The following is a 26,786-nucleotide window of genomic DNA, read 5'->3' as shown; positions in this document are numbered from 1 at the left end:
CGCCGTTCGCGGAGGCGGCCCGGACACCTCGTGCGGCGCGTCATCTCCCGGTCGCGTGGGCCGGCCCCGGTTCGGCGAGCCTCCGCAGGAGCGGGGTGAACCAGCTCATCAGCGGCGGTCCCATCTCACGGTCGAGCTGTTCGGGTGTCGGCATGCGCTCGCCGACGTCGTCGGGGGTCAGCAGCCGGGCGATCGCCTCGGTGAGGATCAGCGCCATCGTGTAGCGCGGTTCCGCCGCGAGCGCCCGGTCGAGCGCCATCGAGGCGAGGGCGCAGTCGCCCGTCCGCCAGGCCGCGGCCGCCAGCAGCGCCGCCGCCGGAGTGACCAGGCCGGGTGACAGCCGGCGGGTCAGGTCGCGCCACAGCGTCAGGTGGGCGGGGCGGTCGTCGATGAGGGTCCAGGCCTCGTCACGCACCCGGATCAGCCACAGCGCCAGGCCCAGCCGCGCGGCGTCGTCGTCGGACAGCCGGCCGCCGCGCTCGTAGCACTCGACGGCCGACCGCACCCGGGCGATGCCGTCGGCCAGGTAGGCGGCCGGATCGGCCTTCTCCACCCAGCCCCACACCTCGTGTTCGGCCCGCTCGGTCGCGCGGTCCATCGCCGCGCGGGCGGCACCGGTGACGGGCGCGACCGTGCGTTCCAGCGCCGCGCGGTCGGGCAGCGCGACCATGCCGCGCACCACCGCTTCGGCCGCGACGGGATGGGCCGCGGCGTCGTAGTGGATCCCGCCCGGCGGGCACGCGTGCAGGTGGGACCAGTAGCGGCCGTCGTGGGCGCGTAACGCGTCGTGGACGGCGACCCCGGCCGCCGCCAGGAAGCGCGCCGCGTCGTCGAGGGCGGGCGCGGTCAGCGCCGCCTCGCCGTAGGCGGCGAGCACGGTCGCGTCGGCCTTCTCGCGGGCGAGCAGCGGCCGCAGGTCGTCGAGGGCGCCGGGGGTCAGCGGCAGGTCCCAGCGGGTCGCGACGCGGACGGCGGCACGTTCGAGGCCGATGACGACGAGACTGTCGGCGGGGTGGAAGCCGAGCAGGTAGGGGATGGCCGCCAGGATGTCGGCCGGGGACGACAGGCGGAGCCGGTGGTCGGTGGGCATGGGGCGATCGTGGCGGCGTACGGGACATGAGAAACGGACATGGATCCGGTTGTGGAAAACCGTGTTCGCTGTGGGCATAGCTCTGGAAACCGCAAAAGGAACCGCGCGGCATGGGACGGTTGTGCGTCGAGGGGAGCAGCGTTGACGGGCATGCGAGATGTTCCGGTCACCGATGAATGGTCCGGCCACGAGCGGGCCCGGCTGGAGAGCCTGCTGGCCGGGGAGACGGTCATCGTCAGCATGAACCGCCGCCGCGGGCATCCGAACCTGATCGCGTGGGCGCGAACCGCGGGCCTGTACGTCCGCATCGACACCCGCAGCGACTGGGCCAACCCCCACGAGAAAGACGACGTGCTGCGCGGCGAGCAGCTGCGCCGCTTCGAGTCCTACCTGACCGAGCGGCCCGAACTGCTGGCGCGCGTCCCCGAACTGCGTGGCAAGGCCCTCGGGTGCTGGTGCGTCCCCGGGCCGTGCCACGGGCAGGTGCTCAAGCGGCTCGCCGGGGGCGTGGTGGCCAAGCCGTCGCTGTCACCGGCCGAGCGGGCCGCCCTGGCCGAGGCCGAGGCCGAGATCGAGGCGGCCGGGATCGGCGGGCTCGGACGGGTCGGCCACGCCCTGACCCGCATCCGCGACCTGCGGCTCTACCGGGCCGCCTACGGGGGGTTCGACGACTACTGCCGACAGCGCTGGGGGTTCACCCGCCACCACGCCAACCGCCAGATCGCCACCGCCGGGCTGATGGCCAATATGGGCCGCAAGCCGGAGCCCCGGCTGACGGCCGTACGCGACCTGATGGGCGAGCTCGACGGCGAGCCCACCCCCGAGGCGATCCGCAGGTGGATCGGCCTGATCGACGAGGGGATCGCGGAGCTACAGGCGGCGCGGCGGCGGCTGGAAGGCCGGCTGCCCAGGCCCCTGAACTAGCATCCGGTCGCGCACCATGATCGCCGCCCCGGCGACCGCGCACGGCATGGCCGCGATCGCGAGGAACGGGACGAGGAACGTCACGAAGACGGCGACACCGAACCCGAGCGACATGCCCCGGTTCGCCTTGAGCACGGCGAACCGGTACTTCCGCCGCACCCCGCGCCGCTCCATGGCGAGTGCGGTGAGCTCGACGGTCAGGAAATATCCGGACACGAGCGCACCGATGACCGGCACGACCGTCTGCCCGACGAACGGGACGAACCCCAGCACGAACAGCGGGATCGTGAACAGCAGGACATAGCAGAGGGTGACCAGGCTGTCTTTGATCGACCGGAGGATGCTGAGCACGAGCGGCGTGTCGTCGTGGTGGACGGGCCCGCCGAGGCTCTCCTCGACCTGCTCGGAGATCTTCTCGTAGAACGGCTCCCCGATCGCCAGCGAGACGGCCGTGAACAGCACGATCGACAGCAGCGCCCCGACGATGACCAAAAGGACCCCGACGAGGGTGCGGAAGAACTCGCGCCATCCCCAGTCGTCGGCGAACGGCGTCATCCAGGCGGCGACGTCGGCGGCGTTGACGGCCAGCAGCACGAGCAGCCCCGCGAAGACCGCGAACGCGATCAGCGCCGGAATCAACCCGAACAGCCACCAACGGGGATGCCGGGCCATCCACCCGATCCCGCGCAGGTAGCACCCGACACCATCGAAGAACCCACCGGCCTGCCTGCGCACCGGCCCACCACCGACCATGAGGGCGAGGCTAGCGAATCCGCGCCCTGACCGCGATCTACCGACTTGCGCCGATCGGTCTAGGCCCGCGTCGTCCAGAGCGAGGTGACCTCGACGCCCAGGTCGGACAGGAGGCGGCGGACGAGAGGGAGGGAGATGCCCAGGACGTTGCCGTGGTCTCCCTCGATCCCCTCGACGAACCAGCCGCCCAGGCCGTCGAGGGTGAAGGCGCCCGCGACCCGCAGCGGTTCGCCGCTCGCCACGTAGGCCGCGATCTCCGCCTCTGACGGGGTGCCGAAACGCACGGTCGTCGCGCAGGTCTCGGCCGCCTCGCGGCCCGAAGCCACGTCGATCACGCTGTGGCCGGTCAGCAGGCGTCCGGTTCGTCCGCGCATGGAGAGCCACCGTTCCGTAGCCTCGCCGGTCGACGCGGGTTTCCCGTAGGCCACCCCGTCGAGCTCCAGCACGGAGTCGCAGCCGATCACCAGCGCGGGGCCCGACAGCGTGTCGGCGACCGCTCTGGCCTTGGCTTTCGCCAGGACGAGGGCGAGGTCGGACGGGGTCGGGGCGGTGATCGCCGACTCGTCCACGCCGCTGACGATGACTTTGGGCTCCAGACCGGCGGCGCGCAGAACGCCGAGGCGGGCCGGGGAGGCGGAGGCGAGAATGAGCTCGGTCACGTCAGCCCACCTTAGTCCCGAAGTCGCTTTCATCGTTTGTCAACCGATATGCGGGCTGATGGTCATGAGGAGTACCTTGTCCGGGTTGATCGGCGGCGGGGAGGCCACGTGGCGAAGGCGAAGACGCGCGAGAGGGCGCGGTACTGGTTCGACAACACCATGTCCCGGGGAACCGGGGCACTGATCGGCTGGCTGGCCGCGTTCTGCGCCGCGCTGATCGTCGCGGCCGCGATGCTGGCCGTCTGGCTGACGCCGGGCGAGGTCGAGAACGGGGTGCCGGGCGCGCTCTGGACCTCGCTCATGCGCACGCTCAGCCCCGGCAAGATCGCCTCCGACGACGGCACCGCGCCCTACCTGGCCATCATGCTCATCGCCTCGCTCGGCGGGCTGTTCTTCGTCTCGCTGTTCGTCGGCCTGCTCTCGGCCGGGCTCAAGACCAAGGTCGAAGACCTGCGCAAGGGCCGGTCGCGGATCATCGAGTCGCAGCACACCGTCATCCTGGGCTGGTCCGACCAGGTCTTCACGATCGTCGCCGAACTGGTGAAGGCGCGGGAGCAGAAGTCGGTCATCGCGATCCTCGCCGACAAGGACAAGGTCTCGATGGAGGACGACCTCCGCGACCGCATCCCCGACACGGGTCGCGTCCGCGTCGTGTGCCGCACCGGCCGGCCGACCGAGTCGGCCCACCTCGACCTCATGAACCTCGGGGCGGCCAAGTCGATCGTCGTGCTGTCCCCCTCCGGGGAGGATCCCGACGCCCACGTCATCAAGACCCTGCTCGCGCTGGCCAAGCGCCGGGGCGACCATCCGCCGGTCGTGGCCGCCATCGCCGACTCGGGCAACATGGCCGCGGCGCGGCTGGCGGGCGGGCCGGGCGTGCACCTGGTCGACTCCGACGACACGGCCGCGCGGCTCATCGTGCAGTCGTCGCGCCAGTCGGGCATGTCGGTCGTCTGCATGGACCTGCTCGACTTCGACGACGGCGAGATCTATCTGCGCAAGGCGCCCTCGCTGACGGGGAAGACCTACGGCCAGGCGCTCAGCGCGTTCGAGAACGCCACCCTCATCGGCCTGAAGCGGGCGACGGGCGTCGAGCTCAACCCGTCCACCGAGACGGTCATCGCCGACGGCGACGACGTCATCGTCATCGCGCAGGACGACTCCACGATCAGCCTCGCGGCGCGGCCGGCGGCCGTCGACGAGACGGCGATCGTGCGCGCGAGCCGTACCAGGCTGGAGCCCGAGCGCACGCTGGTGCTCGGGTGGAACGGCCGCGCGAGCACGATCGTGCGCTACCTCGACGGCTATGTCGCACCGGGGTCGGTGCTCGACGTGGCGGCCGGGCATCCCGACGCGGGCGCGGGACTCGGCGGGCTGCGCAACCTCACGCTGAACGTGAAGGAGTGCGAGACCACCGACCGCTACGCGCTCGAATCGCTCAGCGTCGGTCTCTACCAGCACGTCATCGTCCTGTCGGACGACCGCTTCGAGCCCCACCACGCCGACACGCGCACGCTGATGTCGCTGCTGCAACTGCGCGACATGCAGACGGTCATGCACGAGCGGTACTCGATCGTCAGCGAGATGCACGACGAGAACAACCGCGAACTCGCCGAGGTCACCGAGGCCGACGACATCGTCATCAGCGACACCGTCATCGGCCTGCTGCTCGCGCAGCTGGCCGAGAACCGGCACCTGTCGGAGGTGTTCGGCTACCTCTTCGACTCGCGCGGCTCGGAGATCTATCCGAGACCGGCGAGCGACTACGTCACCGAGGGCCGTCCCGTCACGTTCGCGACGGTGATCGAGTCGGCCCGCCGCAGGGGCGAGACGGCCATCGGCTACCGGCGGGCCGATCGCGTCAGCGAAGCGCCCCACTTCGGTGTCGTGCTGAACCCCGCCAAATCGGCCGAGCTCGAGTTCTCGGCCGGTGACAAGGTGATAGTGCTGGCGGAGCGTTAGACGCGCTGGCCCCGCTGCGGCTTGCTCTTCGGCTTGGCACCACCCTGCGCCTGAGCGCCACCGAAGATCTTGCCGAGGACACCGCTGAGCATGTCGCCGAAGCTGCTCGTGCTCATCGCCGACTCCTGGCGGCGGAGCTCACGGGCCATCGCCGTGGCGTCCATGTGGTTGGCCTCGATCCGCTGGGCCATCATGGCCATCGCCATCGGCGCGACCATCGCCATCATCTTCGTGATGGCGCCCGAGTTCATCCCCATGAACTGGGCGATGCCCTCGGCGGCCTGACGGCTGCCGGGGACCCCGAGGACGTGGGCCAGGATGCGCTGGCCGTCCTGGTCGTTCGCCAGGGCGGCGATGTCCCGGAAGGGCTCGGCGGCCGAGTGGTCGTCCATGGCGGCACGCAGCGACTGGGCCCCCTTGGGCTCGCCGCAGTTGCGGGCCATGCCGCAGATGACGGTGGCCAGACAGGCCTGGATGGCCGGCTTGGCCGACTCGGCGTCGGTCCCCAGGAGGGACGCCATCTGCTGGATCCCCTGCGGGCCCAGCTTGGAGATGATCTCTTCGTGCATCGACTGACTCGACTGACTCACGGTCGGTTCTCCCCCGTTTCAGAAGTGTTCCGCGAGTGATCTGCCCGGCGCGATTTAGGGGTAATGCCTGCTTTGCACCAAATCACCGCTTTCGCCTGCGGGTCGGCTGGTGGAATCCGCCGGTACGGCTCCCGCCCTTCTGAGACGATCGCGTCGCCGAGCGAGGGGACGAATCGATGAACTGGCGTCAGCACGCGCACCGTCTCGCCGACCAGGTCACCCATCCCGGCTCCCGCTGGCGGGAGGCGGTCGCCGAAACTCCGCGCCACCTGCTGGTCCCCGCCTGGTGGCGGCCGGGCGCCGAAGGCTGGACCGCCTGCCGCGGGTCATCCGACGAAGAGGGCTGGCTCCGGCACACCTACGCCGACCAGACCCTGGTCACCCGGATCGGGGAGCTGCACGCCGACGACGCCGCCGAGGGCCGGGTGGCACGCGGCCGCCCCACGTCGTCGTCGACGCTGCCCGGACTGGTGCTGCGGATGTTCCGGCACGCCCGCATCGGGCCGGGCGACCGCGTGCTCGACGTCGGCACGGGCAGCGGCTACGGCGCCGCCCTGCTCTGCCGGCTGCTGGGCGACGACCGGGTCACCACGATCGACGTCGAACGCCGTCTGGTGGACGTGGCGGCGGAACGCCTCGCCGACCTGGGCCACCGCCCGCGGCTGGTGAACGCGGACGCCACGACGCCGCTGCCCGGGGAGTACGACCGGATCGTGGCGACCGTCGCGGTCCGGCCGATCCCGGCGGCGTGGCTGGCGGCGCTGCCGACCGGCGGCCGCTTCGCGACGACCATCACGAACACGAGCCTGATCGTCACCGGCGTCAAGACACCCGACGGCGGCGCGGCCGGCCTGGTCGAGCGGGACTGGGCGATGTTCATGACCACGCGTACGGGCACCGACTACCCGCCCCTCATGGCCGGGCAGGTGGCGGCGGCCCGCGTGGCCGAGGGCGAGGAGGTGACGACCGCCCGGTTCCCGATCCTGAACCTCCTGGACGCGTGGGAGATCCGCAGCATGCTGGAGGTGAACGTGCCGGACGTCGAACACGTCCACACCGAGGAGGGCGACGTCCGGACGGCCGTCATGGTGCACGAGGACGGGTCGTGGGCGCGCGCCGAGTCCGTCGGAGGAGCGCCGGCGACGGTGCACCAGGGCGGGCCGCGGCGCCTGTGGGACGAGCTCGACCGGGTGCGCGACCACTGGCTGCGGCACAGCGCCCTGCCGCTCTACGGAGCCGAGGTCACGGTCTCCCCCGACGGGACGATCCACCTGAGGCGGGAACGGTGGTCGGCCACCATCGGGTGATCAGGTGCCGAGGCCGGCCTGCCTGGCCCGGACCACCGCCTGGGCGCGGTCGGCCACCTGGAGTTTGGCGAAGACGCTCGTCAGGTGGTTCTTCACGGTCTTCAGGCTGAGGTAGAGCGCCTTCGCGATCTCGGCGTTGGTCTTGCCGTTGGCGAGCAGGTCGAGGATCTCGCGCTCCCGCTGGGTCAGCTCCGGGAAGGGTCCGGTGCCTGGGCCGGTCGTCAGGAAGCGGCGGATGCGCCGGGCCACGGCGGGCCCGTAGACGGCCTCGCCTCTGGCGACCGCGGTGACGGCGGCGAGGAAGTCCTCCCCGGCCGTTCCCTTCAGCACGTAACCGCGTGCGCCGGCGCGCAGCGCGGCGAAGACCGACGCGTCGTCCTCGGACATCGTCAGGACCAGCACGCCCAGGTCGGGCCGCTGGTCGATGAGGCGTCGGGTCGCCTCCAGGCCGCCGACGCCGGGCATCACCAGGTCCATCACGACCACGTCGGGGTTCAGCGACAGGGCCATCGCGACGGCCTCCTCGCCGTCGGAGGCCTCGCCGACGACCTCGGCGCCGCCCACCTGCTCCAGGAGGGCCCGCAGGCCGTGTCTGAGCAGGGGGTGGTCGTCGGCGAGGAGTACCTTCACAGCGGGAGCACCGCCTTCACTGTCGTGCCGTTCGTCGAGGTCCGGCGCAGGGTTCCGCCGAGTTCGGCCGCCCGGTCGCGCATGCTGCCGCTGCCGACTCCCTCGACGAGGGGGTCGGGCAGGCCGCAGCCGTCGTCGGTGACGGTCACTGTCAATTGTCCGGCCTCGGCGGTCGCGCTGATGTCGATGCGGTCGGCCCGCGCGTGCTTCAGGGAGTTGGCCAGCGCCTCCTGGACGATCCGGTAGGCCGCCACCTCCACCGCCGCCGAGAGTTCCGGCAGGTCGGACACGGTGACGGTGACCTGGGGGCCGATCGCGTCCAGCGCCAGGTCTTCCAGGGCGCCGGCCAGTCCGAGTTCGTCCAGAGCCGGTGGACGCAGGCCCTGGACGATCCTCCGGACGTCCGCGACCAGCGTCTGGGTCAGCTCGCGCACGTTCCGGACCTCCTCGCCGGGGGTCGCCGCCTCGATCAGGTAGAGGCCGATGCCGATCGCGGCCAGCCCGGGGCCGAGGCCGTCGTGCAGGTCGCGGCGCAGGCGGCGGCGCTCCTCCTCGCGGGCCCTGACCAGGTCGGCGCGCGACTCGCGCACCTCGCGCGCCAGCCGGGCCGCCGCCAGCGCGACCGCCAGGTGCCGGGCCAGGTCGGTGAGCACGGCCAGGTCGGCGCGGGACAGCGGCTCCCCCGGGGAGCGCGGGGCCGCTCTCAGCTCGCCCTCGTGGTGCCCGCTCGCCGTCAGGGGGAGCTGTACGGCTCCGCCCACCCTCCGGCCGGTCTCGGACACGGTCACCCCGTCGGCCGACACCACCGCCACCCACGGCAACCGCAGGCTCGAGGCGACCGTTTCGGCCGCGTCGTCGAGGAGACGGGTGGGGTCGGCGGCGGCCTCGAGGCGTACACCCAGCTGGTTGAGCGCGGTGACCGGGTCGCCGCGGTGGCCGAACAGCCACCGGCCCACCGCCTTCTGCAGCGCGGCCCGCAGCGGCGCGAACGCGACCGCGACCACAGCGGTGGCGATCAGGGCCTCGGTCGAGGCCACGAGCGCGTGGGCGGTGGCGACGACGCCCAGGTAGACGGCCAGCAGCAGGCCGGTGAGGAGCGTGTAGACGAGGGTCCGGCGCAGCAGGATCTCGATGTCGAACAGCCGGTAGCGGAAGATCGAGACGGCCGTGGCGACGGGGACGAGCGGCAGCGCCACCGATAGCAGCACCACCCCGATCTGCGGCTCGGCGGCCAGCAGGGAGTCGGCGACCACCGCCGCGGCGAGCGTCACCACGGCCGCGAAGACGGGCAGCAGCCGCCGCAGGTCGCGCCGCAGCCGGGTGGCCAGCGCCGCCGCCCCGCCGATGCCCAGAACCGTCACGACGACGGCGAAGGCGGTGCTGACGTGCGGCTCGGTCGGGACGAAACCGAAGGGGTTGGGGCGCTCGACGCCCCAGACCCAGATGTGGTCGCGCAGCATGAGCACGACGTGCAGCCCCGCGAGCGCGGCGATCATGAGGCCGGCCGGGAGACGCCAGCGGCTCGACGGGAGGCGGCCGTCGGGCAGGTAGAGCGGAAGCAGCAGCAGCGACCCGAACCCGGTCAGGAACACCCAGTTCGTGAGCCAGCCCGCGGCGAAGGTGCCGGGCCAGCCGTGGACCTCCCCGAAGGCGGCGTAGCCACCGGCCAGCGCCTGGAGGGCCAGCCCGGCCCCGCCGAGGCAGAAGAGCCACCCGACCGGGTGGCGGGGGCGGGCGGTGACGATGAGGGCGCCGGTCAGGGGGTAGGTGAGGCCGACGATGGCGTCCAGGACCAGATAGTCGGTGTCGGCGTGCTCGACGCCCGCGGTCAGGACGACGCCCACGACCACGGCGACCGCGCAGAGCACGGGCACGATCCAGGGCCATCGGACGGTCGGCATGCGGCAATTGTCAGGGATATCCGCAGTTGGCGGAATGGGACCAGAGTCCCGTGGGTCCCGGGACCCGCTCCGGAGTCCGCGAGCTCCGGAGGGCGCCGCACCGGCGGGGAGGACCGTCTGGAGTGAGGCGGGACCACAAGGGGACCCGGTGTTCAGGCGGTCGGGACCGGTCGCCGGGTCTGCTTGCACCGTGAAGACCGACATATCCCGCCAGCTCACCACGTTCGCCCTCGTGCTGCCCGTTCTCGTGCTCCCCGCCGTCGCCTACGCCGTCTCCCAGGGGGTCGACCTCGACCACATCGGGGAGGCGCCGATTCCCGTACAGCTCGCCCTCTACGGCCAGGCGCTCGCCCCGGCCATCGCCGCCGCCGTCGCCTTCCGGGGGCGCGGGTTTCCGTGGGGGTTCGTCAAGGTCCCGTGGATGACGCTGCTGACGGCCTGGGCGATCCCCGTCATCGGGGTCGGGCTCGCCTACGGCACCGGGTGGCTCACCGGGCTGGCCTCGTTCGGCGCCCACGGGCTGCCGATGCCGCCGCTGCTCATGGTCGTGGTGGGGCTCGTCCCCGGGCTGGCGCCCTATCTCCTGCTCGCGCTCGGGGAGCAGCTCGGGTGGAGTTCGTTCCTCGTCACGCGGCTCGGGGAGCGGCACTCCGCCGACGTCGTCGCGGTCGTCGTCGGGATCGCGTGGGCGCTGTTCCACGTGCCGCTGATGCTGTTCGTCCCGGGCGCGGTGGACCCGGGGGTGCCGATGGCCTACGCGCTGCTCTGGTTCACCGCGCAGTCGGTCGTGCTGGCCTTCCCGCTGGTCTGGTTCCGGCTCAGGACGGGGTCGATCTGGCCGGTGCTGGTCCTGCACGCCGCGCTCAACGCCGCGATCTACTTCGTCGGGCAGGCCATGACGCAGCCCCACTCGCCCTGGCTGCTGGGTGAGGGCGGCGTGCTGACGACCGCCGGGCTCGCCGTGTCGGTGGCGGTGACCGCCCGGTGGTGGCGTCAGTCGCGGGTCAGCCCGGCCGCCGCGTAGGCGTCGGCCTCGTCGAGGGTCTCCTGGTCGAGCAGGGCCGCGACGATGCCCTCCAGCCGGTGGCGGTTGTCGGAGATGAGGCGCTGCGCGTCGGCGTAGCACTCGTCGACGATGCGCCTGGCCTCGTCGTCGACGGAGGCCAGGGTCGCCGACGCGGCCTGCGGCGGGCCCTCGGTCGGGAGAATGGTCAGCGGGCCGATGAGCGGCGACATGCCCCAGCGGCCGACCATGCCGCGGGCGATCGAGGTGACCTGTTCGAGGTCGTTCTCCGCGCCCGTGGTGACGATGCCGAACACCACCTGCTCGGCCGCCATGCCGCCCAGCGCGCCGGTGATGCGGCCCCGGAGGTAGCGCTCGTCGTAGGCGTACCTGTCGTCTTCGGGGGTCGACAGGGTCACGCCCAGGGCGCGTCCCCGGGGAATGATGGAGATCTTGCGGACAGGGTCGGCGCCCGGCAGCAGCATGCCCAGGAGGGCGTGGCCCGCCTCGTGGTAGGCGGTACGGGTGCGTTCCTCCTCCGGCATGACGATGGCGCGGGCCGTACCGAGCTGGAGTTTCTCCAGGGCGTCGGCGAAGTCGGCCGGGCTGACGGCGTTGTGGCCGCGGCGGGCGGCCAGCAGCGCGGCCTCGTTGACGAGGTTGGCGAGGTCGGCGCCGGTCATGCCGGGCGTGCTCTTGGCGATGACCGGGATCTGCACCGCCGGCGACAGCGGGACGCCGCGGGTGTGGACGCGCAGGATCGCGACGCGCCCCTGCTGGTCGGGGGGCGCGACGACGATGTTGCGGTCGAAGCGGCCCGGCCGCAGCAGCGCCGCGTCGAGGACCTCCGGACGGTTGGTGGCCGCGATGACGATGACGCCCTCGTTGCCGGTGAAGCCGTCCATCTCGGTGAGGACCTGGTTGAGGGTCTGCTCGCGCTCGTCGTGACCCCCTATGGTCGAGGCGCCACGCGTTCGCCCGATCGCGTCGATCTCGTCGATGAACACGATCGACGGCGCGACCTTCCTGGCCTCGTCGAACAGTTCCCGCACGCGGGAGGCGCCGACGCCGACGATCATCTCGATGAACTCCGAGGCGCTGGCCGAGAAGAACGGCACGCTCGCCTCTCCGGCGACCGCCCGCGCGAGCAGGGTCTTGCCGGTGCCGGGCGGGCCGGTCAGCAGCACGCCCTTCGGGAGCTTGGCCCCCAGGCGGCGGTACTTCCCCGGTTCCTTCAGGTAGTCGACGATCTCGATGAGCTCGTTCTCGACCTCGTCGATGCCGGCGACGTCGCTGAAGTTGACCCGGACCTTGCCGCTCTCGACCGGTTTGGCCGCGCGGTTGCGGCCGATCCCGCCGAGGCCCCCGCCACCACCGCCCATCATGCTGCCGGCCCGGCGCATCAGCCAGATCCACACGCCCGCGAGCAGCAGGATGGGCAGCAGGGAGAGCACCAGGTTCCAGAAGGTGCCCCGCTGACCGTCGGCGGGTTCGGCCTGGATGGTCACGTTCTGCTGACTGAGCTGCTGGAAGATCTGTTCCTGGTTGGCGAAGACCGGCACCACCGTGGAGAACTTGGTGAAGGTGTCGCGCTGCTTGTCGCCGGGGATCGGCTGCGCCTTCTTCAGGTCGCCCTGGATGGACAGGCCGGTGGCGTAGATGTCCTTCACGTTCCCGCCGTTCACCTGCCGGGCGAACTCGGTGTAGGAGATCGTCTGCCGGGCCTCGCCGTCGAAGAACGAGCTGATGATGAAGAAGGCCGCGTAGGTGAGCGCCATGGTCAGCGCGAACCGCCACCAGTTGACTTTGGGGCGGTTCGGCTTGGGCGGTGGCAACCCTTCTGACCGCCAGGGCTTCGGCTCGTCCCCGTTCTTCTCTGGACGGCTGTCCGGGCGGTCGCGGTCCCCCTCCCGGAAATCGTTCGGCGGCTCACCCACGTCGGCTCCTCGGCTCTATGGCAGGCGTCAGTGGTGTCGGGCCGCCTCGATGGCCTCCTTGAGCTGGTTCTCGGCCTCCTGCGTCAGGGACGTGTGGATGATGCGCCCGCCCATGGGCGCGACCTGCGGCAGCACCTTGTCGCGGGTGCTGTCCTCGACGAGCAGGAACAGGGCCGCGCCGCCCGGCTTGAGGCCCTCGGCGACGTCCTTCATGAACTTGTCGTCGACCCCGATGTCCGTCTTGGCGCCGACCAGGGCGCCGGTCGCGGCGCCGACGGCCGCGCCGATCAGCGGCATGAAGAAGATGAGGCCGATCAGGCCGCCCCACAGGGCGCCGCCCGCCGCCCCGGTCGCGGCCATGTTGACGGCCGGCTTCATCTTGATCTTGCCCTCGGCGGTGTGCTCGACGATGGCGGCGTCCGTGAGTGTGATCAGGTGTTCCTGCTGGAGCTGGAACAGCTTGTCCCTTACCTGTACGGCGGTACCGAGGTCGTCATACGCGATGGCGATCAATGTAGCCATGATGGAGCTCCCCCCGAAGTCCAGATAAGGGGATATTTCCCCAGATGAGACCGGGTCTAAAGCACCTTGATCTTGCTCATCACCGTGTTGATGTCGCGGTAGTTCTTCTTCTGGCTGTCCGGGATGCTGATGAAGACCAGCGCGGGCTTGGCGGCGGGCACGTCCACGAGCGCGATCGCGGCGGTCGACTTCCGCTTGTCGCCCTTGATCGTGTACGTGACGTCGTAGCCGAGCACCCAGGCCGGGCGGTCGTCGATCGTGGTCAGATCGGCGGACGTCCACTTGAGGGTGGCGCCGGCCGGGTGGTGGTTGAGCGTCCAGCGGGCGGCCAGGAAGGCGGTGTCCTTCAGGTCGTCCTGCACCTCGATCGGCACCGGGCAGGAGACCAGCAGGCCCCGGTAGGCCGACCCCTTGACCTTGGGCAGCTGCTGGCGGGACGCGAACGGCGAGGCCGAGGCCAGATCCCAGTCGCCGGCGAAGCGGGGGAAGGCCACGCCCGAGCGCTGGTCTTTGATCGAGCCGCGGATCTTGGCGGGCTTGCCGGCGAAGGTCCGCAGCTTCTTCTGGTCTCCGGGGAGCTCGGGCACCCGGGGGTCGTCGAGCGCGTCGGTCATCGCGGTCGAGAGCGCGCTGACCGAGGGGGACGGCGGCGGGCTCGGGAGCACCGGCGAGGGCGAGGGCGGCGGCGCGGTCGTCGCGGCGACCGTGACCGGGTCGGCCTTGGGGGCGGGCGCGGCCGCGGCGGCCTCACCGGGGTCGTTGCGGGTGAGGACGACCCCTGCGGCCACCACTCCCAGGGCGGCGACGACCGTCACGACGGCGGCGGTCCGGTAGACGAGCCGCATGGGCAGATCGCCCAGGCCTTTGATCGACGGCGGTGGTGGAGGGTCCGGGATCGTGATCTTCGGTAACGGGCTGGTCTCCGCTTCCGCCGCAACGTACGAAGGAGTGGCCTTCGTCCCATAGTCCCCAGGTGGCACGTCGGCGAGCGTACGGCAAATCACGGCAATTCGGGTGCGATAGCCATCACACTTCGGGAACGAGGTTTGCGGCTCATAATGACTGGGTGCAGGTAGAGCTCCGGTTCGCCCCGGGATCGGCGATCCATCACGATCTTTCCGCCGTGCGCCAGGATGGCCGGTGTCTCTGGGTCGCCGGAGACGAGTGGGCGGGGGTCGAACGGCTCACGTGGCGCGACGGCGCCTTCCAGGATCACCAGACCTTCCGGCTGGCCGACTTCGTCGACCTGCCCGCCGGTCCCGACGACGAGGCCGACATCGAGGGCCTGGCCCGCGCCGACGGCTGGCTCTGGGCCGTCGGCTCCCACAGCCTCAAGCGCAAGCGCGTCAAACCCGGCCAGAACGGCGACAAGGCCCGCAAGCGGCTGGCCACGGTCCTGCGCGAGGAGAACCGCTTCGTTCTCGTACGCCTCCCTCTCGTCGACCGCGACGGCCTGCCCGTGCCGGTGCGCAGAGACGGCGCGCGCCGGGCCGCCATCCTGTGCGGACCCGGGCGCAACCTGGCCGACATGCTCGAACACGACCCCCATCTCGCGCCGTTCCTGCGGCTGCCGGGCAAGGACAACGGCGTCGACATCGAGGGCATCGCGGTCATCGGCGAGCGGGTGTTCGTCGGCCTGCGCGGGCCCGTGTTGCGCGGCTGGGCCGTCATCCTGGAGATCCGCCCCGAGCCCGACCCCCACGACGAGAGCCGGCTGCGCTTCGCTCCGGTCGGCGACGCCCGCTACCGCACCCACTTCGTCGACCTCGACGGCCTGGGCATCCGCGACCTGTGCCCGCTCGGCGCGGAGATCCTGATTCTCGCCGGGCCCACCATGACCCACGACGGTCCGGTGAAGATCGTGCGCTGGACGCCCGGCAACGGCTTCGCCGACCCGCCCATCCACGTCGCCGACCTGGCGACGGGCGTCAGAGACGACCGCCCCGAAGGCCTGGCGGTGCTGGGCGACGGGCAGCTGATGATCGTCCACGACAGCCCTTCACCCTCGCGGCTCACGCCCGAAGGTGTCTGGGCCGACGTGCTGACCGTCTAGGTGTTGCGCAGCGGGCCCCGGCCCGCCGGGCGGAAGCCGCCCTCGCGCAGCCACGGCGCGGTGGCGACGACCGTCACCGAGCCCGGCGCGATCTCGGTGAACCCCGCGTCGCGGACGGCCGGCAGGTCGGCCTCGGCCAGCTTGGCCCAGTCGTAGGGGCTGGCCGTCCGGACCGACACCGCGAACCCGGTCTCGGCCCACGCCGCGCGGTCGGACGGCGTGGTCGCCCACCACGCCAGCTGGGCGGCGTGCCCGGCCTGGGCCATCGCCTTGCCGGCGGTCATCTCCAGGTGGGGGTTGATCCACAGCACGCAGGGCGCCCCGGCGGGCCCCGGCGGCTCGGGGTCGTCGAGGTCGGTCCCGGACACCTGCAGCCGCGACAGGTCTTTGGGCCAGCCGTCGAGCGGGATGGGCGGGTGGACGCGTACGGCGGCGGTTCCGGCGGTCACCGTCTCGCCGGGCAGCTGGAGCACCCGCGTCCATTCGGCGCCGCGGGCCCGGCGGACCACCTTGCGGATGCCGTGGCTCTCCCAGCCCCGGACGGCCTCGGCCCATTCGCCCTCGCCGCCCGAACGGTGGTCGTTGACCATGCGCAGCACGGCCAGCGCGGCGGCTTCAAGCGCGTCGGTACGCCGTGGCGGAGTCGCCCGTTCGATCCGGACCACCAGCGGCAGCACGTATTGGCTCACCGGCCAATACTGCCAGCCCCGCGCGCGATCCGTATCGACATGATGGCGGCAAGTGCGCAAAGTCCGCCCGATACGTACCAGGCGAGGTCGTAGGTGCCGAGGTGGTCGCGGGTCACCCCGGCCAGGGTCGCCGCGAAGGCCGCGCCGATCTGGTGGGAGGCGAAGACCCAGCCGAACACGATCGGCCCGTCGTCGCCGTAGATCTTGCGGCAGAGCGCCACCGTCGGGGGGACCGTGGCCACCCAGTCGAGGCCGTAGAAGACGATGAACACGACCATGCTGGGGTGGGCCGAGTCGCTGAAGAGCTGCGGCAGGATCAGCAGCGAGGCGCCCCGCAGGGCGTAGTAGACGCCCAGCAGCACCCGCGCGTCGATGCGGTCGCTCAGCCAGCCCGACAGGATCGTCCCGGCGATGTCGAAGATCCCGATGACCGCCAGCAGGCCCGCCGCGACCGGCTCGGCCATGCCGTGGTCGTGGGCGGCCGGGATGAAGTGGGTGCCGACCAGGCCGTTGGTCGACGCGCCGCAGATGGCGAACCCGCCGGCCAGATACCAGAACGACCGGGTCCGGGCGGCCCTCCGCAGGGTCGACAGGGCGCGCGTGGCCGGTCCGACCGTGGCGGGGACGGGGGGCGGCGGGGGCTCGGTGGCGCCGTACGGGAGCAGCCCGACGTCGGCGGGGTGGTCGCGCAGCAGGAAGAAGACCAGCGGCACCACCGCCAGCGCCGAGCCCGCCACGACCAGTGCGGCGGTCCGCCAGCCGCTGCCCTCGACGAGCAGCGCGAGCACCGGCAGGAAGATGAGCTGCCCGGTCGCGCCCCCGGCGGTCAGGATGCCGGTCACCAGGCCCCGGCTGCGCACGAACCACCGCTGGGTCAGCGTGGCGGCGAAGACCAGCGCCATCGAGCCGGTGCCGAGCCCGACGAGCACGCCCCAGCAGAGCACGAGCTGCCAGCTCGCGGTCATGAAGACGGTCACGCCGCTGCCGAGGGCGACCAGCGCGAGGGCGTAGGTGACGACCCTGCGCATGCCGAAGCGGTCCATCAGGGCGGCGGCGAAGGGGGCGGTGAGGCCGTAGAACATGAGGTTGATCGACACGGCGAACCCGATGGTGCCGCGCGACCAGCCGAACTCGTCCTGCAGCGGCGTGATCAGGACGCCGGGCGTCGCCCGGAACCCGGCCGCGCCGATGATCGCGATCAGGGCGATGCCGCCCACGATCCAGGCCCGGTGCACGCGTGCGGGCCGGGTCACCCCCCGTGTGATGGTCATGCCGGACATCCTGCTCAAGAGCAGGTGGAGGGCACTAGTGGCCCATAAGCCAATATGTGAAAGAATCGGGCCATGCTCCATCGTGTGGCCATGCTGGTGCTCGACGACTTCGCGACCATGGACGTCGGCATCCCCGGCCAGTTCTTCGGCATCGCCGAAGACGCCGACCGGCGGAAACTCTACGACGTCAGGACCTGCACGCCCGGCGGCGGGCCGGTCCGCTGCGCCGCGGGCTACGCCATCGTGCCGGACCACGACCTGTCGCTCCTGGAGGACGCCGACACGGTGATCGTCCCGGGCGTCCACGGCGGGTTGCCGTTCGAGGGCTCCCTCGAACCCGGGGTGGCCGAGGCGCTCCGGGCGGTCGCCGGGCGCAAGCGCATCGTGTCGATCTGTACCGGCGCGTTCGTGCTGGCGGCGGCCGGGCTGCTCGACGGGCGCGCCGCGACCACCCACTGGCGCAACGCGAACCGGTTCCGGCGGCTCTACCCCGACGTGCTGCTCAACCCCGAGGTGCTGTTCGTCGACGACGGCGACATCCTCACCTCGGCGGGCGTCGCGGCCGGCACCGATCTGGCCCTGCACATCATCCGGTCCGACTTCGGCACCGAGGTCGCCAACCGGGTGGCCCGCCGCTGCGTGACCGCGCCGTTCCGCGAGGGCGGCCAGGCCCAGTTCATCGAACGTCCGCTGCCGCCCGCCCAGGGTGCCTCGACCGAGTCGACCCGGGCCTGGATGCTGTCGCGGCTGGCCGAACCGCTCGACCTCAACGCGCTGGCCGCGCACGCCCGGATGAGCGTGCGCACCTTCACCCGCCGCTTCCGCGAGGAGACCGGCCTGTCACCCGCCCGCTGGCTCAACCGCCAGCGGGTCGAGCACGCCCGCCGGCTGCTGGAGACGACCGGCCTGCCGGTCGACGAGGTGGCCCGGCAGGCCGGGTTCGGCACCGCCGTGTCGCTGCGCCAGCACCTGCACGCGGCGGTCGGCGTCTCCCCCATCGCCTACCGGCAGACCTTCCGGCCTCAGGCCGCCCTGCGCAGCACCACCAGCGCGACGTCGTCTTCGTGATCGGGGCGCATCATCGCGTCGATCACCCGGTCGCAGTAAGCCTCCAGGTCGTCCTCGACGCTGCCCGACAGCTCCTGGAGCCGGGCCATGCCCTCTTGCAGGGTCAGGTCGCGGCGCTCCACCAGCCCGTCGGTGACCAGCACCAGCGACTCGCCCGGTTCGAGCGTGAACCGCGCCTCGCCGGGCCGGTGCAGGCGGGCGCCGAGCAGCGGTCCGGGCATGCTCAGATAGTCGGTACGCCGCTTCGAGACCAGCAGCGGCGGCAGGTGCCCCGCGTTGCACATCACGATCTCACCCGTCGACGGGGTGAGCAGCAGCAGCGCCACCGTGGCCAGCTCACGCGGCAGGAACCGGAGCATCAGCAGGTTGACCTGCCGCAGGATCTCGTCGAGCGGGTGGCCCTCGCTGGCGTAGGCGCGCACGGCGTGCCGGATCTCGGCCATCACGGTCGCGGCGTGCAGCGAGTGGCCCATCACGTCGCCGATCGCGACCATGAGCTTGCCGCCGATCTCGATGACCTCGTAGAAGTCGCCGCCGATCTCGGCATTCGAGCTGGCCGGCACGTAGCGGGCGGCCAGCTCGACCCCCTCCACCTCGGGCAGTGACCGGGGCAGCAGGGCCCGCTGGAGGGTGAGCGCGATGCGCCGCTCCTCGTCGATCGACCGCAGCGCCTCGACCGCCAGCGCCACCCCCATCGAGAGCTGGCTGAGCACGTGGGCGTCGTCGTCGCCGAAGGCGAGCGCCGCCTCCACGAGCACCCCCACCGGTGGCCTCCCCTGCACCCGGGCCAGCGCGACCTTGACCTCCTCGGCCGCGACCGACGGCGCCAGCACCCCGGCCCAGTCGGACCCGGGGGTGGTGCGCAGGGTCGGCCCGCGCGGCACCCCGCCGGGGTCGAGCAGCGGCGAATCGCCCGCGACCATCCCGTCGAGATCGCAGGTGACGAAGCGGCTGCCCACCTCGGTCGGCGCGAACACGGTCGCGGGCCCGCCGAACATCCGGAGCGCGCCCTCGGCCGCCGCCCCGAGCAGTTCGTCGAGGGTCCCGGCCATGTTGATGGCGAGGGTGGTGTCCGACAGGCCGGCCAGCCGCCCGGCCAGCCGTTCGGCCTGGCGGCGGGCGCGGGCGTACCGGAGGGTCGCGTTGACCGTGGCCAGCAGCACCTCGGGTTCGACCGGTTCGACGAGATAGCCGTCGGCGCCGCGGGCCAGGCCCTGCGTCCGGTCGCCGACCCCGACCGCCGACGCGGTCAGGTGGATCACCGGCACGGCCGCGCTGACCGGGTCGGCCTTGATCCGCTCACACACCTCGAACCCCGACATGTCGGGCATGCGGACGTCGAGCAGCACCAGGTCGGGCAGCGACTCCTTGATCAGGCTGAGCGCCTCGCCGCCGGAGGCGGCCTCGACGACCGCGTACCCCGAGTGCTGGAGCCAGGTGGCGATGACGTAGCGGTTGGCGCTGATGTCGTCGACGACGAGGATTCGTTCAGGCATCGCGTTTTCCGATCTCGCCGACCGCCCGGAGCAACTCCCCCCGGGTCAGGCGTGACTTGTCCAGGGCCACACCGTCGATGCCGTCCGTGTCGGTCGAGGTGACCACGATGACGCGGGTGGCGGCCAGGTCGGGGTCGGCGCGCAGCTCCCTGATGACCTCCTCGCCGGTCAGGCCGGGCATCCGCAGGTCGAGCAGGAGCAGGTCGGGCCGGGCCCGCCGGACGGCCGCGAGGGCGGCGTAGCCGTCGGCGGCGTCCTCGATCTCCTCGGCGACCCCGTGGAGGAGGCCGCGCAGCATGGTGCGGAAGGCGGCGTCGTCGTCGGCGATGACGACCCGGCCCAGCCGGATGCGGTCGAGGCGCGGGAGGCGTACCTCGAAGACCGTGCCCTCCCCGACCACGCTCCGGACCGACATCTCGCCCCCGAGGATGGCGACCAGGCTCCGGGCATAGGGCAGGCCCAGGCCGGTTCCTGTCACCGAGGCCTGGATGGGGCCTCTGACCTGGTGGAACTCCTCGAAGATACGCTCGATCTCCTCATCGGAGATGCCGATGCCGGTGTCGGAGACCCGCAGCAGGACGTGGTCGCCGTCGGCGTGGGCGCCGACCCTGACCTCGCCGCGCTCGGTGAACTTCAGGCCGTTGGTGAGCAGGTTGCGCAGCACGCGGGTGAGCATCAGCTCGTCGGTCTGCAGGATCTCCACGCCGTCGGGGTCGTCGACGACCAGCGTGACCCCCTCGCGCGCCATCGGCCGCAACGTCTCCTTGAGGCGGCGCAGCAGGCCGCGCAGCGACACGTCGACGACCTCGGGCTCGATGCGGCCCGACTCGGCCTTGGCCAGGTCGAGCAGCTCGTTGACGAGGTTGAGCAGGTCGCGGCCCGACTCGCGGATCAGCTCGGCCTGGCGGCGCTTCTCGTCGTCGAGGGGTTCGCCGAGTTCGAGCAGCATGCGGGCCAGGCCCAGGATCGAGCTGGCCGGGGCGCGCAGCTCGTGGCTGACGTTGGCCAGGAACCGGCTCTTGGCCTCGCTCGCCTCGCGCAGCTGGGCCGACTTGTCCTCCAGCTCGGCGTAGAGGGCCACCACACCCTGGTTGGTGCGTTCGAGCTCCTCCGACAGCTGGGTGTAGAGGGCCATCACGCCCCGGTTGGTCTCCTCCAGCTCGTCGCGCTGCGACTGGACGTCCTCCAGCGCCGCCATGAGTTCCTGGTTCTGGGCGCGCAGTTCGTCGAGCGGGCTCGGCTTGGCCAACCCCGCCAGGAGGGCGCGCAGGTTGCGCAGCCAGTCGCCGGTGTAACGGCCGGGGGGCAACCCCTTGCTCAGGATGACGTCCTCCCCCTCGTGCGACACCTCGTCGACCAACCGGGCCGCCGCCGCGAAGCCCGGGGCGGCCGGGCTGAGCGGACCGTAGCCGCGGACGCGGACCCGCAGCGAACCGTCGATGGAGAAGGCTATTCTCGCGCCCCCCGCCTGGGTGAGCACCTCCCGGCCGACCTCGCTGAGCGCGGTCGCCAGGCGCACCTGGTCTTGCTGGTCGAGCCCCGCCGCATCGGCCACCACGCGGGCGCGCTGCCGCAGTGTGAACACGTCGCCCTCGCCTGTGACCTCGATCGACAACAGCTCGCCCGATGTCATGACGGCATCCTGGCGACCAGCACACCGGCGTCGTCGCGGCGGACCCCGAGATCCCGCAGGAGGGTCCCGGCGATCACCGGGGACCGGCGCGTGACCAGGCCCGGATAGTCGCCGAAGGTCCAGCGCTGCCGCAGGCCGTCGGTGTGCATGACGATCAGTGCCCCGGGAGGGAGGGGGTAGTCGTACTGTCTGATGGCGGCCGCGCGGTGCCCGGCGATGCCCGGCAGGGAGATCAGCCCCCGGTGGTCGCCCCGGTGGACGACCGTCGCCGCGATGTTGCCCAGCCCGGCGAAGGTGAGGGTGCCGCCCCCGGCCTGGGCGATGGCCACGGCCACGCCCCGGGTGTGGGAGATCTCACCGTGGACGTGCTTCACGAGCTGCGCGGGCGGCCCGGCGGCGGCCTCCTCGAAGGCCCGGACCGCCGCGCCCGCCGCCGAGGCGGCCAGCGGGCCGTGCCCCAGCCCGTCGCAGAGCAGCAGGCTGATCGTGTCGTCGTCGGTACGCCAGGCGTAGGCGTCTCCGCCCAGGTCCTCGCCCGGCATCGGCCGGGTCAGGCCGGTGATGTCGAGGGGGGCGGGCTCCCCCATCCGTACCGCGAAGACCGTGCCGAGCCCCGGCCGTGAGTAGACGTCGAAGGAGTCGGACAGGCGGGTGATGGCCCCCAGGCCGATGCCCAGGCCGCCGCGGGTCGACAGTCCCTCGACGGGCGGCGGGTCGAAGCCCGGCCCCGAGTCGACGGCCACGATCTCGACGTGTGCCGTGCCCCGGCGGACCAGGACCGTCCCGCTGCCCGCGTGCCGCTGGACGTTGGCGGCCAGCTCGGCCGCCACGATGGCGACCTCGGCGACCCTGCCCTCGGGCAGCCCCGCCGCCCTCGCCCGGTCGACGGCCGCGCGGCGGACCGCGCCGACCGCGCTCTCTTCGGTGACGTCGATCCAGACGGCGGTCACCGGGCCCACTTGACCACCGTCACGGTGGTTCCGTCGCCGGGCGCCGTCTCGATGACGAACTCGTCGACGAGCCGGCGGGCCCCGCCGAGCCCGAGCCCCATGCCCGAGCCGCTGGTGAAGCCGTCGGTCAGCGCCTGCGCGACGTCGGCGATCCCGGGGCCCTTGTCGTGGAAGACGGCCCGCACGCCCTTGCGCAGGCCGTTGTCGAGCTGTTCGACGAGGGCGCCGCCGCCCCCGCCGTAGGTGAGGGTGTTGCGGGCCAGCTCGCTGGCCGCAGTCACGAGCTTGGTCTGGTCGACGAGCGACAGCTTGGCCTCGACGGCCGCCGCCCGCACCGCCTGGCGGACCCGGACGACGTCGGCGTCGCCCGTGATGGGGAGTTCCTGGGCGGTCATCTCCCCACGCCGCCGGCCGAGCTCAGCAACCGCATGCCGCGTTCCACGTCGAGGGCCGTCTTGATCCCGTCGAGGGACAGCCCCAGCTCCACGAGGGTGATCGCGACCGCCGGGCGCATGCCCACGACCACCGTCTCGGCGTCGAGCACCCGCGAGAGGGCCGCGATCGTGGCCAGCATCCGGCCGGTGAAGGAGTCGACGATGTCGAGGGCGGTGATGTCGATCACGACGCCCCGCGCGCCGGTGTCGACGATCCGGTCGGCCAGGTCCTCCTGGAGCGCGATCACCATGTCGTCGCGCAGGTCGACCTGGATCGAGACCAGCAGCATCGGGCCGATCTTCAGAATCGGGAGCCGTTCCATCACAGGCCGCGCTTGGACATCTCGGCCGCGACGTCGACCCCGATGCGGCCCAGGGCCAGCATCAGCGCGTCGGCCAGCGTGGCCTTGGTGGCGATGTCGCCGAACTCGATGCCGAGCGCCACGATCGTCTGGGCGATCTGCGGCCGGATGCCGGAGATGATGCACTCGGCCCCCATCAGCCGCGCCGCCACGATCGTCTTCAGCAGGTGCTGCGCGACCTGCGTGTCGACCGCGGGGACGCCGGTGATGTCGATGATGGCGTACTCGCTGCCGGTGTCGACCAGCGTCTGCAGCAGCTTCTCCATGACGACCTGGGCGCGCGCCGAGTCGAGCGTGCCGACCAGCGGCAGCGCGACGACCCCCTGCCAGAGCTTGACCACCGGGGTGGCCAGTTCGAGCAGCTGCTCGGCCTGGTTGGAGATCACCTCTTCGCGGGCCTTCGCATAGGTCTCGAAAGTGAACAGCGCGAGCTCGTCGATCACGTCGGAGAAGGCGAGGAACTCCTCCCCCGCGCCCACCGACTCACGCACCGCCTTCTTGAGCGCGAAGACGCTGACCGCCGTCTCACGCGGGCTGAACCCCTGCAGGGCCCTGGCCCGGGACAGGTCGACCAGCAACGCCCGCGCCTCGCCGTAGGCGGCGGAACGGGTGTCGGCCCCCTCGGCCGCGCTCACCGCCGACAGCACGGCGTCGAGGATCTCCCGGAGCTCCTTGTCGAGCTCGATCTCCGAGACCCTTCCACGCAACGAGGCCGCCACGTCGGCCCGCCAGCGGCGGACCAGATCGTCCTCCACCGCCCGGCACCGCTCGATAAGGTCACCGAAGGGTTCCGAGGTCATGTGGCCTCCAAGTCGTACCGGATACGCATTATTCGCAACCACCACCCTAGAGAAGTCGCCGGTACTGCGACATGTTTCTGAATAGAGGCCTCCCTGTGGTAGGTCTTATGCGCTTACGAACAGAGGGAGATCATGGACAACCTCCGGGTTCACGTGGCTCCGTCGGGGGCCTACGCCGTGATCACCGTGGCCGGGGACGTCGACGCCACCACCACAGGGCAGCTGCACGAGGCCGTCACCCGGGCCCGGGAGATCTCGGCCCACCTGGTGCTCGACCTCGCCGAGATGTCCTTCATGGACAGCGCGGGCATCCGCGTGCTCCTCGACGCCCTGCACCACACCCAGACCCAGGGCGGCAGCATCGCCCTGACCGGCCCCCGGCCCTCGCCGCGCAAGGTGATGGAACTGGTCGGCCTGGCCGGCCACATTCCTATCTACGACTCGCCCGCTGAGGCTGTCGCCGCCGGCCCGGCCTGAACCGCGCGTTCTCCTCGGCCTCACGGGCCTTCCGCCGACGCCTGCTGACGAACCATCCGGCCCCCAGCACGGCGATGCCCAGCGGGGTCTTCGACAGCCACCGGGTCACGAACACCTGCAGAATTCTCTTCATGTGTATGGCCACTGCCCCGGATCTCCGCAGGTAGGCCCCCTGGCTATGCCCCGGCCTGGAACGCCCGCCGATAGGCCGACGGCGAGGTCCGCATCGCCCGGGTGAAGTGGTGCCGGAAGGTGACCGGGCTGTCGAACCCGCAGGCGGCGGCGACCTCCTCGACCGGCGTCGTGGTCCCCTCCAGGAGCGGCAGACTGGCCGCGACCCGCTGCGCGATCAACCATTTGAGCGGGCTGGTGCCCGACTTCCGGGCGAAGTGCCGCAGGAACGACCGCTCCGACATGTCGGCCTGCCGGGCCATCTCACCGACCGTCACCGGCGCGGCCAGCCGCGCGAGCGTCCACTCCATCGCCCGCCCGACGGCGTCCTCCTCGGTCGGGGTGACCGGGGTCTCGATGAACTGGGCCTGCCCGCCCTCCCGATGCGGCGCGACGACCAGCCGGCGGGCGACCGCGTTGGCGACCGTGGGACCGTGGTCGGTCCTGACCAGGTGGAGGAGCAGATCGAGCCCCGCCGCGCTGCCCGCGCTGGTCAGGACGTCGCCGTGGTCGACGTAGAGGACGTCGGGGGTGACGGTGACGGCGGGGAAGCGGGTCTTGAGCAGGGGGGCGTACCGCCAATGGGTGGTGGCCTCCCGGCCGTCGAGCAGCCCGGCGGCGGCCAGCGCGAACGCGCCCGAGCAGATCGAGACGACCCTCGCCCCGCTCCGGTGGGCGGCGCGGGTGGCCTCGACGAGGGCCGGCGAGACCTCTTGGCGGACGTCGCGGACTCCCGGGATGACGACCGTGCCCGCTCCCTTGAACGCGTCGAGCCCGTGTGAAGGGGTCATCGTGAAGCCGCCGACGACCTTGAGCGGGGTGATGGTCTCGGCGCAGACGGTCAGGTCGTACCACTCGACGCCGTCGGGTCTGGCGACGCTGAAGATTTCGACGACGCAGCCGAGCTCGAACGGGGCCATGCCGTCGAAGGCCAGGACGGCGACGCGATGGGACATGGCGGGATCTTAGCGGAAGTGGGCGTTTCCGCCACTTCTGCCGCTTTCGTCGGTGGGTCAGGCTTGGCGGCATGTCAGCGATTCTGCGTACCCCAGCCGCCTCCCCCGCCGTCGCGTTCGCCCACTTCGCGGGCCGACTGGCCGTCGAGACCGATGTGGCCGACGTGGCCCGTGACCTGGCCGACGGCGTGACCGGGGTGGTCGTGGTCGACGTCCGGAGCCGGGAGAGCTGGGACCGGGGGCATGTTCCCGGGGCCGTCCACATTCCCGTCGGCGAGATCCCCGCCACGACGCTGCCGTTCGAGCAGACCGTGGTGGTCTATTGCTGGAGTCCGGGGTGCAACGGGGCCCAGCAGGGTGGGGCGGCCTTCGCTCGGCTGGGCTATCGGGTGAAGGAGATGATCGGCGGGTTCGAGTACTGGGCGAAGGAGGGGTTTCCCGTCGAGCTGGGGGACGGGACGGTCGAGCGGCGGAAGGCCGACCCGCTGGTGGGGAACCCCTCAGCGAAGGTTGTTCAAGGTCCAGTGGGGGACGTAGGGGCGCTCGGTGTGCGGGCGGGCGTGGTCGGCGGTGCGGAGGAGGGCCGCGGCTCTGGCCAGGCGGGCTCTGAGGGTGATCATGGCGTGGTTCCCGAGGTCGTGTAGTGGTCGTGCTTCGTGTGGCCAGCCCCGCGGGGCCGGTGGAGTATGAGTGCCACACCGGCCCTGCGGGGACGCAGGTCGCGCGGCGCCGCCCCCCTTTGGGGACACGCGCTGTGTCTCCTGCCGCCGCGCGGGTTCCCGCCTGGGCGGCGGGGACAGGTAGAGAATGCGGGACGGCACTTGGGAGGGAGATGGCCTCTACTTGATGACGACTAGGAGGGCCGGTCGGGGCACTTCCCCGTCCCAGGCACCCTCCCCAGTCCGATAGACTCGTCTCACACCTTCGGGGCTATAGCGCAGCTGGTAGCGCACCTCCATGGCATGGAGGGGGTCAGGGGTTCGAATCCCCTTAGCTCCACGGGTAATGGGATGGCTCGTGGTTGTTGGCCCTTCGGGACCAACTGCCACGGGCCATTCCCCTTTTGCGTACACGGGGGGACGACCCCCCGAACCCCCGATACGAGAGGGCTTTCGCCCCCTCGCGCTCCCCCGGCCGCTATGCGGCCC

The 26,786-nt window shown here is 71.8% G+C and carries 27 protein-coding genes and 1 tRNA gene; 9 read left to right on the top strand and 19 right to left on the bottom strand.

Going from position 1 to position 26,786, the window contains the following annotated elements; all coding sequences use genetic code 11:
• Positions 1-40: 40 nt before the first annotated feature.
• Positions 41-1,090 (bottom strand): DUF4192 domain-containing protein, encoded by a 1,050-nt coding sequence (locus FDA94_RS15755; protein WP_137247809.1) that lies wholly within the window; start codon positions 1,088-1,090, stop codon positions 41-43.
• A 150-nt stretch (positions 1,091-1,240) separates the two neighbouring features.
• Between FDA94_RS15755 and FDA94_RS39895 the strand changes: the two genes are divergently transcribed.
• Positions 1,241-2,014 carry a DUF4326 domain-containing protein gene (locus tag FDA94_RS39895; RefSeq protein WP_137247808.1) on the top strand — a complete coding sequence of 258 codons (774 nt, stop codon included), beginning with the start codon at positions 1,241-1,243 and terminating at the stop codon, positions 2,012-2,014.
• Here the strand turns inward: FDA94_RS39895 and FDA94_RS15745 are convergent.
• On the bottom strand, positions 1,961-2,767 hold the full coding sequence (locus FDA94_RS15745) for an EI24 domain-containing protein (protein ID WP_137247807.1): 807 nt from the start codon (positions 2,765-2,767) through the stop codon (positions 1,961-1,963). The two genes, FDA94_RS39895 and FDA94_RS15745, sit on opposite strands and share 54 nt — an antisense overlap.
• Positions 2,768-2,826: 59 nt before the next feature.
• Positions 2,827-3,426 carry a Maf family protein gene (locus FDA94_RS15740; protein WP_212735339.1) on the bottom strand — a complete coding sequence of 200 codons (600 nt, stop codon included), beginning with the start codon at positions 3,424-3,426 and terminating at the stop codon, positions 2,827-2,829.
• Between the two features lie 108 nt (positions 3,427-3,534).
• Here FDA94_RS15740 and FDA94_RS15735 point away from each other — a divergent pair, with 108 nt between their 5' ends.
• Positions 3,535-5,388 (top strand): CASTOR/POLLUX-related putative ion channel, encoded by a 1,854-nt coding sequence (locus tag FDA94_RS15735; RefSeq protein ID WP_137247805.1) that lies wholly within the window; start codon positions 3,535-3,537, stop codon positions 5,386-5,388.
• Here the strand turns inward: FDA94_RS15735 and FDA94_RS15730 are convergent.
• Positions 5,385-5,978, bottom strand: coding sequence for a DUF937 domain-containing protein (locus tag FDA94_RS15730; protein WP_137247804.1), 594 nt, complete (start codon positions 5,976-5,978; stop codon positions 5,385-5,387). The two genes, FDA94_RS15735 and FDA94_RS15730, sit on opposite strands and share 4 nt — an antisense overlap.
• A 176-nt stretch (positions 5,979-6,154) precedes the next feature.
• On the opposite strand from FDA94_RS15730, the gene FDA94_RS15725 reads away from it, so the two are divergent.
• Positions 6,155-7,285, top strand: a complete 1,131-nt coding sequence (locus FDA94_RS15725) for a methyltransferase domain-containing protein (RefSeq protein WP_137247803.1) — start codon at positions 6,155-6,157, stop codon at positions 7,283-7,285.
• Here the strand turns inward: FDA94_RS15725 and FDA94_RS15720 are convergent, their stop codons facing one another.
• On the bottom strand, positions 7,286-7,915 hold the full coding sequence (locus FDA94_RS15720) for a response regulator (RefSeq protein WP_137247802.1): 630 nt from the start codon (positions 7,913-7,915) through the stop codon (positions 7,286-7,288). It lies immediately after the preceding gene.
• Positions 7,912-9,816, bottom strand: a complete 1,905-nt coding sequence (locus FDA94_RS15715) for a sensor histidine kinase (protein ID WP_137247801.1) — start codon at positions 9,814-9,816, stop codon at positions 7,912-7,914. Before FDA94_RS15715 ends, FDA94_RS15720 begins: the two co-directional genes overlap by 4 nt.
• Before the next feature lie 190 nt (positions 9,817-10,006).
• Here FDA94_RS15715 and FDA94_RS15710 point away from each other — a divergent pair, with 190 nt between their 5' ends.
• Entirely contained in the window at positions 10,007-10,840 is an 834-nt protein-coding gene (locus FDA94_RS15710) for a CPBP family intramembrane glutamic endopeptidase (protein WP_170990965.1), read from the top strand.
• Here FDA94_RS15710 and ftsH read toward each other — a convergent pair.
• The 3 genes from ftsH to FDA94_RS15695 are packed head-to-tail and all read right to left on the bottom strand — an operon-like array spanning position 10,810 to position 14,123.
• Positions 10,810-12,756, bottom strand: coding sequence for an ATP-dependent zinc metalloprotease FtsH (gene ftsH, locus FDA94_RS15705; RefSeq protein ID WP_246059952.1), 1,947 nt, complete (start codon positions 12,754-12,756; stop codon positions 10,810-10,812). The genes FDA94_RS15710 and ftsH overlap by 31 nt on opposite strands.
• Before the next feature lie 27 nt (positions 12,757-12,783).
• Positions 12,784-13,278, bottom strand: a complete 495-nt coding sequence (locus FDA94_RS15700; protein WP_137247799.1) for a DUF1269 domain-containing protein — start codon at positions 13,276-13,278, stop codon at positions 12,784-12,786.
• Positions 13,279-13,334: 56 nt separating this feature from the next.
• Positions 13,335-14,123: a hypothetical protein gene (locus tag FDA94_RS15695; RefSeq protein WP_137247798.1), complete on the bottom strand. Its 789-nt coding sequence runs from the start codon at positions 14,121-14,123 to the stop codon at positions 13,335-13,337.
• Between the two features lie 221 nt (positions 14,124-14,344).
• Between FDA94_RS15695 and FDA94_RS15690 the strand changes: the two genes are divergently transcribed.
• A complete protein-coding gene (locus tag FDA94_RS15690) occupies positions 14,345-15,331 on the top strand; it encodes a DUF3616 domain-containing protein (protein WP_137247797.1) in 987 nt (328 codons plus the stop codon).
• Here the strand turns inward: FDA94_RS15690 and FDA94_RS15685 are convergent.
• Both FDA94_RS15685 and FDA94_RS15680 read right to left on the bottom strand, forming a co-directional pair.
• Positions 15,328-16,020 carry an aminoacyl-tRNA hydrolase gene (locus FDA94_RS15685; protein ID WP_212735338.1) on the bottom strand — a complete coding sequence of 231 codons (693 nt, stop codon included), beginning with the start codon at positions 16,018-16,020 and terminating at the stop codon, positions 15,328-15,330. The genes FDA94_RS15690 and FDA94_RS15685 overlap by 4 nt on opposite strands.
• Positions 16,017-17,291, bottom strand: a complete 1,275-nt coding sequence (locus FDA94_RS15680; RefSeq protein ID WP_170990964.1) for an MFS transporter — start codon at positions 17,289-17,291, stop codon at positions 16,017-16,019. The genes FDA94_RS15685 and FDA94_RS15680 overlap by 4 nt, the downstream gene beginning before the upstream one ends.
• A gap of 72 nt (positions 17,292-17,363) precedes the next feature.
• On the opposite strand from FDA94_RS15680, the gene FDA94_RS15675 reads away from it, so the two are divergent.
• The gene (locus FDA94_RS15675; RefSeq protein ID WP_137247795.1) at positions 17,364-18,359 is read left to right on the top strand and encodes a GlxA family transcriptional regulator; all 996 of its coding nucleotides are present in this window, start codon (positions 17,364-17,366) and stop codon (positions 18,357-18,359) included.
• Here the strand turns inward: FDA94_RS15675 and FDA94_RS15670 are convergent.
• Genes FDA94_RS15670 through FDA94_RS15645 form a run of 6 tightly spaced genes read right to left on the bottom strand, consistent with a single transcriptional unit; the run spans position 18,314 to position 24,034 of the window.
• Entirely contained in the window at positions 18,314-19,855 is a 1,542-nt protein-coding gene (locus FDA94_RS15670; RefSeq protein WP_137247794.1) for a fused response regulator/phosphatase, read from the bottom strand. The two genes, FDA94_RS15675 and FDA94_RS15670, sit on opposite strands and share 46 nt — an antisense overlap.
• Entirely contained in the window at positions 19,848-21,488 is a 1,641-nt protein-coding gene (locus tag FDA94_RS15665) for an ATP-binding protein (RefSeq protein ID WP_137247793.1), read from the bottom strand. Before FDA94_RS15665 ends, FDA94_RS15670 begins: the two co-directional genes overlap by 8 nt.
• Positions 21,485-22,438, bottom strand: a complete 954-nt coding sequence (locus FDA94_RS15660; protein WP_170990963.1) for an ATP-binding protein — start codon at positions 22,436-22,438, stop codon at positions 21,485-21,487. The genes FDA94_RS15665 and FDA94_RS15660 overlap by 4 nt, the downstream gene beginning before the upstream one ends.
• Positions 22,435-22,833 (bottom strand): anti-sigma regulatory factor, encoded by a 399-nt coding sequence (locus FDA94_RS15655; RefSeq protein WP_137247791.1) that lies wholly within the window; start codon positions 22,831-22,833, stop codon positions 22,435-22,437. Before FDA94_RS15655 ends, FDA94_RS15660 begins: the two co-directional genes overlap by 4 nt.
• Positions 22,830-23,195, bottom strand: coding sequence for an STAS domain-containing protein (locus FDA94_RS15650; protein ID WP_137247790.1), 366 nt, complete (start codon positions 23,193-23,195; stop codon positions 22,830-22,832). Before FDA94_RS15650 ends, FDA94_RS15655 begins: the two co-directional genes overlap by 4 nt.
• Positions 23,195-24,034 carry an STAS domain-containing protein gene (locus FDA94_RS15645; protein WP_137247789.1) on the bottom strand — a complete coding sequence of 280 codons (840 nt, stop codon included), beginning with the start codon at positions 24,032-24,034 and terminating at the stop codon, positions 23,195-23,197. Before FDA94_RS15645 ends, FDA94_RS15650 begins: the two co-directional genes overlap by 1 nt.
• Positions 24,035-24,166: 132 nt before the next feature.
• Between FDA94_RS15645 and FDA94_RS15640 the strand changes: the two genes are divergently transcribed.
• Complete coding sequence (locus tag FDA94_RS15640; RefSeq protein ID WP_137247788.1) at positions 24,167-24,511, top strand: STAS domain-containing protein; 345 nt, start codon at positions 24,167-24,169, stop codon at positions 24,509-24,511.
• Here FDA94_RS15640 and FDA94_RS41540 read toward each other — a convergent pair.
• Together FDA94_RS41540 and FDA94_RS15635 are read right to left on the bottom strand one after the other, a co-directional pair.
• Positions 24,465-24,644, bottom strand: a complete 180-nt coding sequence (locus FDA94_RS41540) for a DUF6203 family protein (protein WP_425460148.1) — start codon at positions 24,642-24,644, stop codon at positions 24,465-24,467. The genes FDA94_RS15640 and FDA94_RS41540 overlap by 47 nt on opposite strands.
• Positions 24,645-24,687: 43 nt before the next feature.
• Complete coding sequence (locus tag FDA94_RS15635) at positions 24,688-25,638, bottom strand: helix-turn-helix domain-containing protein (protein WP_137247787.1); 951 nt, start codon at positions 25,636-25,638, stop codon at positions 24,688-24,690.
• Between the two features lie 71 nt (positions 25,639-25,709).
• On the opposite strand from FDA94_RS15635, the gene FDA94_RS15630 reads away from it, so the two are divergent.
• Together FDA94_RS15630 and FDA94_RS15625 are read left to right on the top strand one after the other, a co-directional pair.
• Positions 25,710-26,282 (top strand): rhodanese-like domain-containing protein, encoded by a 573-nt coding sequence (locus FDA94_RS15630; RefSeq protein ID WP_137247786.1) that lies wholly within the window; start codon positions 25,710-25,712, stop codon positions 26,280-26,282.
• A gap of 282 nt (positions 26,283-26,564) precedes the next feature.
• Positions 26,565-26,637: transfer RNA gene (locus tag FDA94_RS15625), tRNA-Ala, on the top strand.
• The last annotated feature ends 149 nt before the right edge of the window (positions 26,638-26,786 follow it).

The sequence above is a fragment of the Herbidospora galbida genome, assembly GCF_005233835.1.
Lineage (GTDB): Bacteria > Actinomycetota > Actinomycetes > Streptosporangiales > Streptosporangiaceae > Herbidospora > Herbidospora galbida.
The sequence above is the reverse complement of the archived record's forward strand: the minus strand, read 5'-3'. Positions and strand labels throughout refer to the sequence as shown.

What these genes read in the sequence shown, in the direction of transcription:
- FDA94_RS15755 (WP_137247809.1), bottom strand. Translation starts at nt 1,090, where the DNA reads ATGCCCACCGACCACCGGCTCCGCCTGTCGTCCCCGGCCGACATCCTG.
- FDA94_RS39895 (WP_137247808.1), top strand. Translation starts at nt 1,241, where the DNA reads ATGCGAGATGTTCCGGTCACCGATGAATGGTCCGGCCACGAGCGGGCC.
- FDA94_RS15745 (WP_137247807.1), bottom strand. Translation starts at nt 2,767, where the DNA reads ATGGTCGGTGGTGGGCCGGTGCGCAGGCAGGCCGGTGGGTTCTTCGAT.
- FDA94_RS15725 (WP_137247803.1), top strand. Translation starts at nt 6,155, where the DNA reads ATGAACTGGCGTCAGCACGCGCACCGTCTCGCCGACCAGGTCACCCAT.
- FDA94_RS15715 (WP_137247801.1), bottom strand. Translation starts at nt 9,816, where the DNA reads ATGCCGACCGTCCGATGGCCCTGGATCGTGCCCGTGCTCTGCGCGGTC.
- FDA94_RS15700 (WP_137247799.1), bottom strand. Translation starts at nt 13,278, where the DNA reads ATGGCTACATTGATCGCCATCGCGTATGACGACCTCGGTACCGCCGTA.
- FDA94_RS15695 (WP_137247798.1), bottom strand. Translation starts at nt 14,123, where the DNA reads ATGCGGCTCGTCTACCGGACCGCCGCCGTCGTGACGGTCGTCGCCGCC.
- FDA94_RS15680 (WP_170990964.1), bottom strand. Translation starts at nt 17,291, where the DNA reads ATGACCATCACACGGGGGGTGACCCGGCCCGCACGCGTGCACCGGGCC.
- FDA94_RS15675 (WP_137247795.1), top strand. Translation starts at nt 17,364, where the DNA reads ATGCTCCATCGTGTGGCCATGCTGGTGCTCGACGACTTCGCGACCATG.
- FDA94_RS15670 (WP_137247794.1), bottom strand. Translation starts at nt 19,855, where the DNA reads ATGCCTGAACGAATCCTCGTCGTCGACGACATCAGCGCCAACCGCTAC.
- FDA94_RS15665 (WP_137247793.1), bottom strand. Translation starts at nt 21,488, where the DNA reads ATGACATCGGGCGAGCTGTTGTCGATCGAGGTCACAGGCGAGGGCGAC.
- FDA94_RS15655 (WP_137247791.1), bottom strand. Translation starts at nt 22,833, where the DNA reads ATGACCGCCCAGGAACTCCCCATCACGGGCGACGCCGACGTCGTCCGG.
- FDA94_RS15650 (WP_137247790.1), bottom strand. Translation starts at nt 23,195, where the DNA reads ATGGAACGGCTCCCGATTCTGAAGATCGGCCCGATGCTGCTGGTCTCG.
- FDA94_RS15645 (WP_137247789.1), bottom strand. Translation starts at nt 24,034, where the DNA reads ATGACCTCGGAACCCTTCGGTGACCTTATCGAGCGGTGCCGGGCGGTG.
- FDA94_RS15640 (WP_137247788.1), top strand. Translation starts at nt 24,167, where the DNA reads ATGGACAACCTCCGGGTTCACGTGGCTCCGTCGGGGGCCTACGCCGTG.
- FDA94_RS41540 (WP_425460148.1), bottom strand. Translation starts at nt 24,644, where the DNA reads ATGAAGAGAATTCTGCAGGTGTTCGTGACCCGGTGGCTGTCGAAGACC.
- FDA94_RS15635 (WP_137247787.1), bottom strand. Translation starts at nt 25,638, where the DNA reads ATGTCCCATCGCGTCGCCGTCCTGGCCTTCGACGGCATGGCCCCGTTC.
- FDA94_RS15630 (WP_137247786.1), top strand. Translation starts at nt 25,710, where the DNA reads ATGTCAGCGATTCTGCGTACCCCAGCCGCCTCCCCCGCCGTCGCGTTC.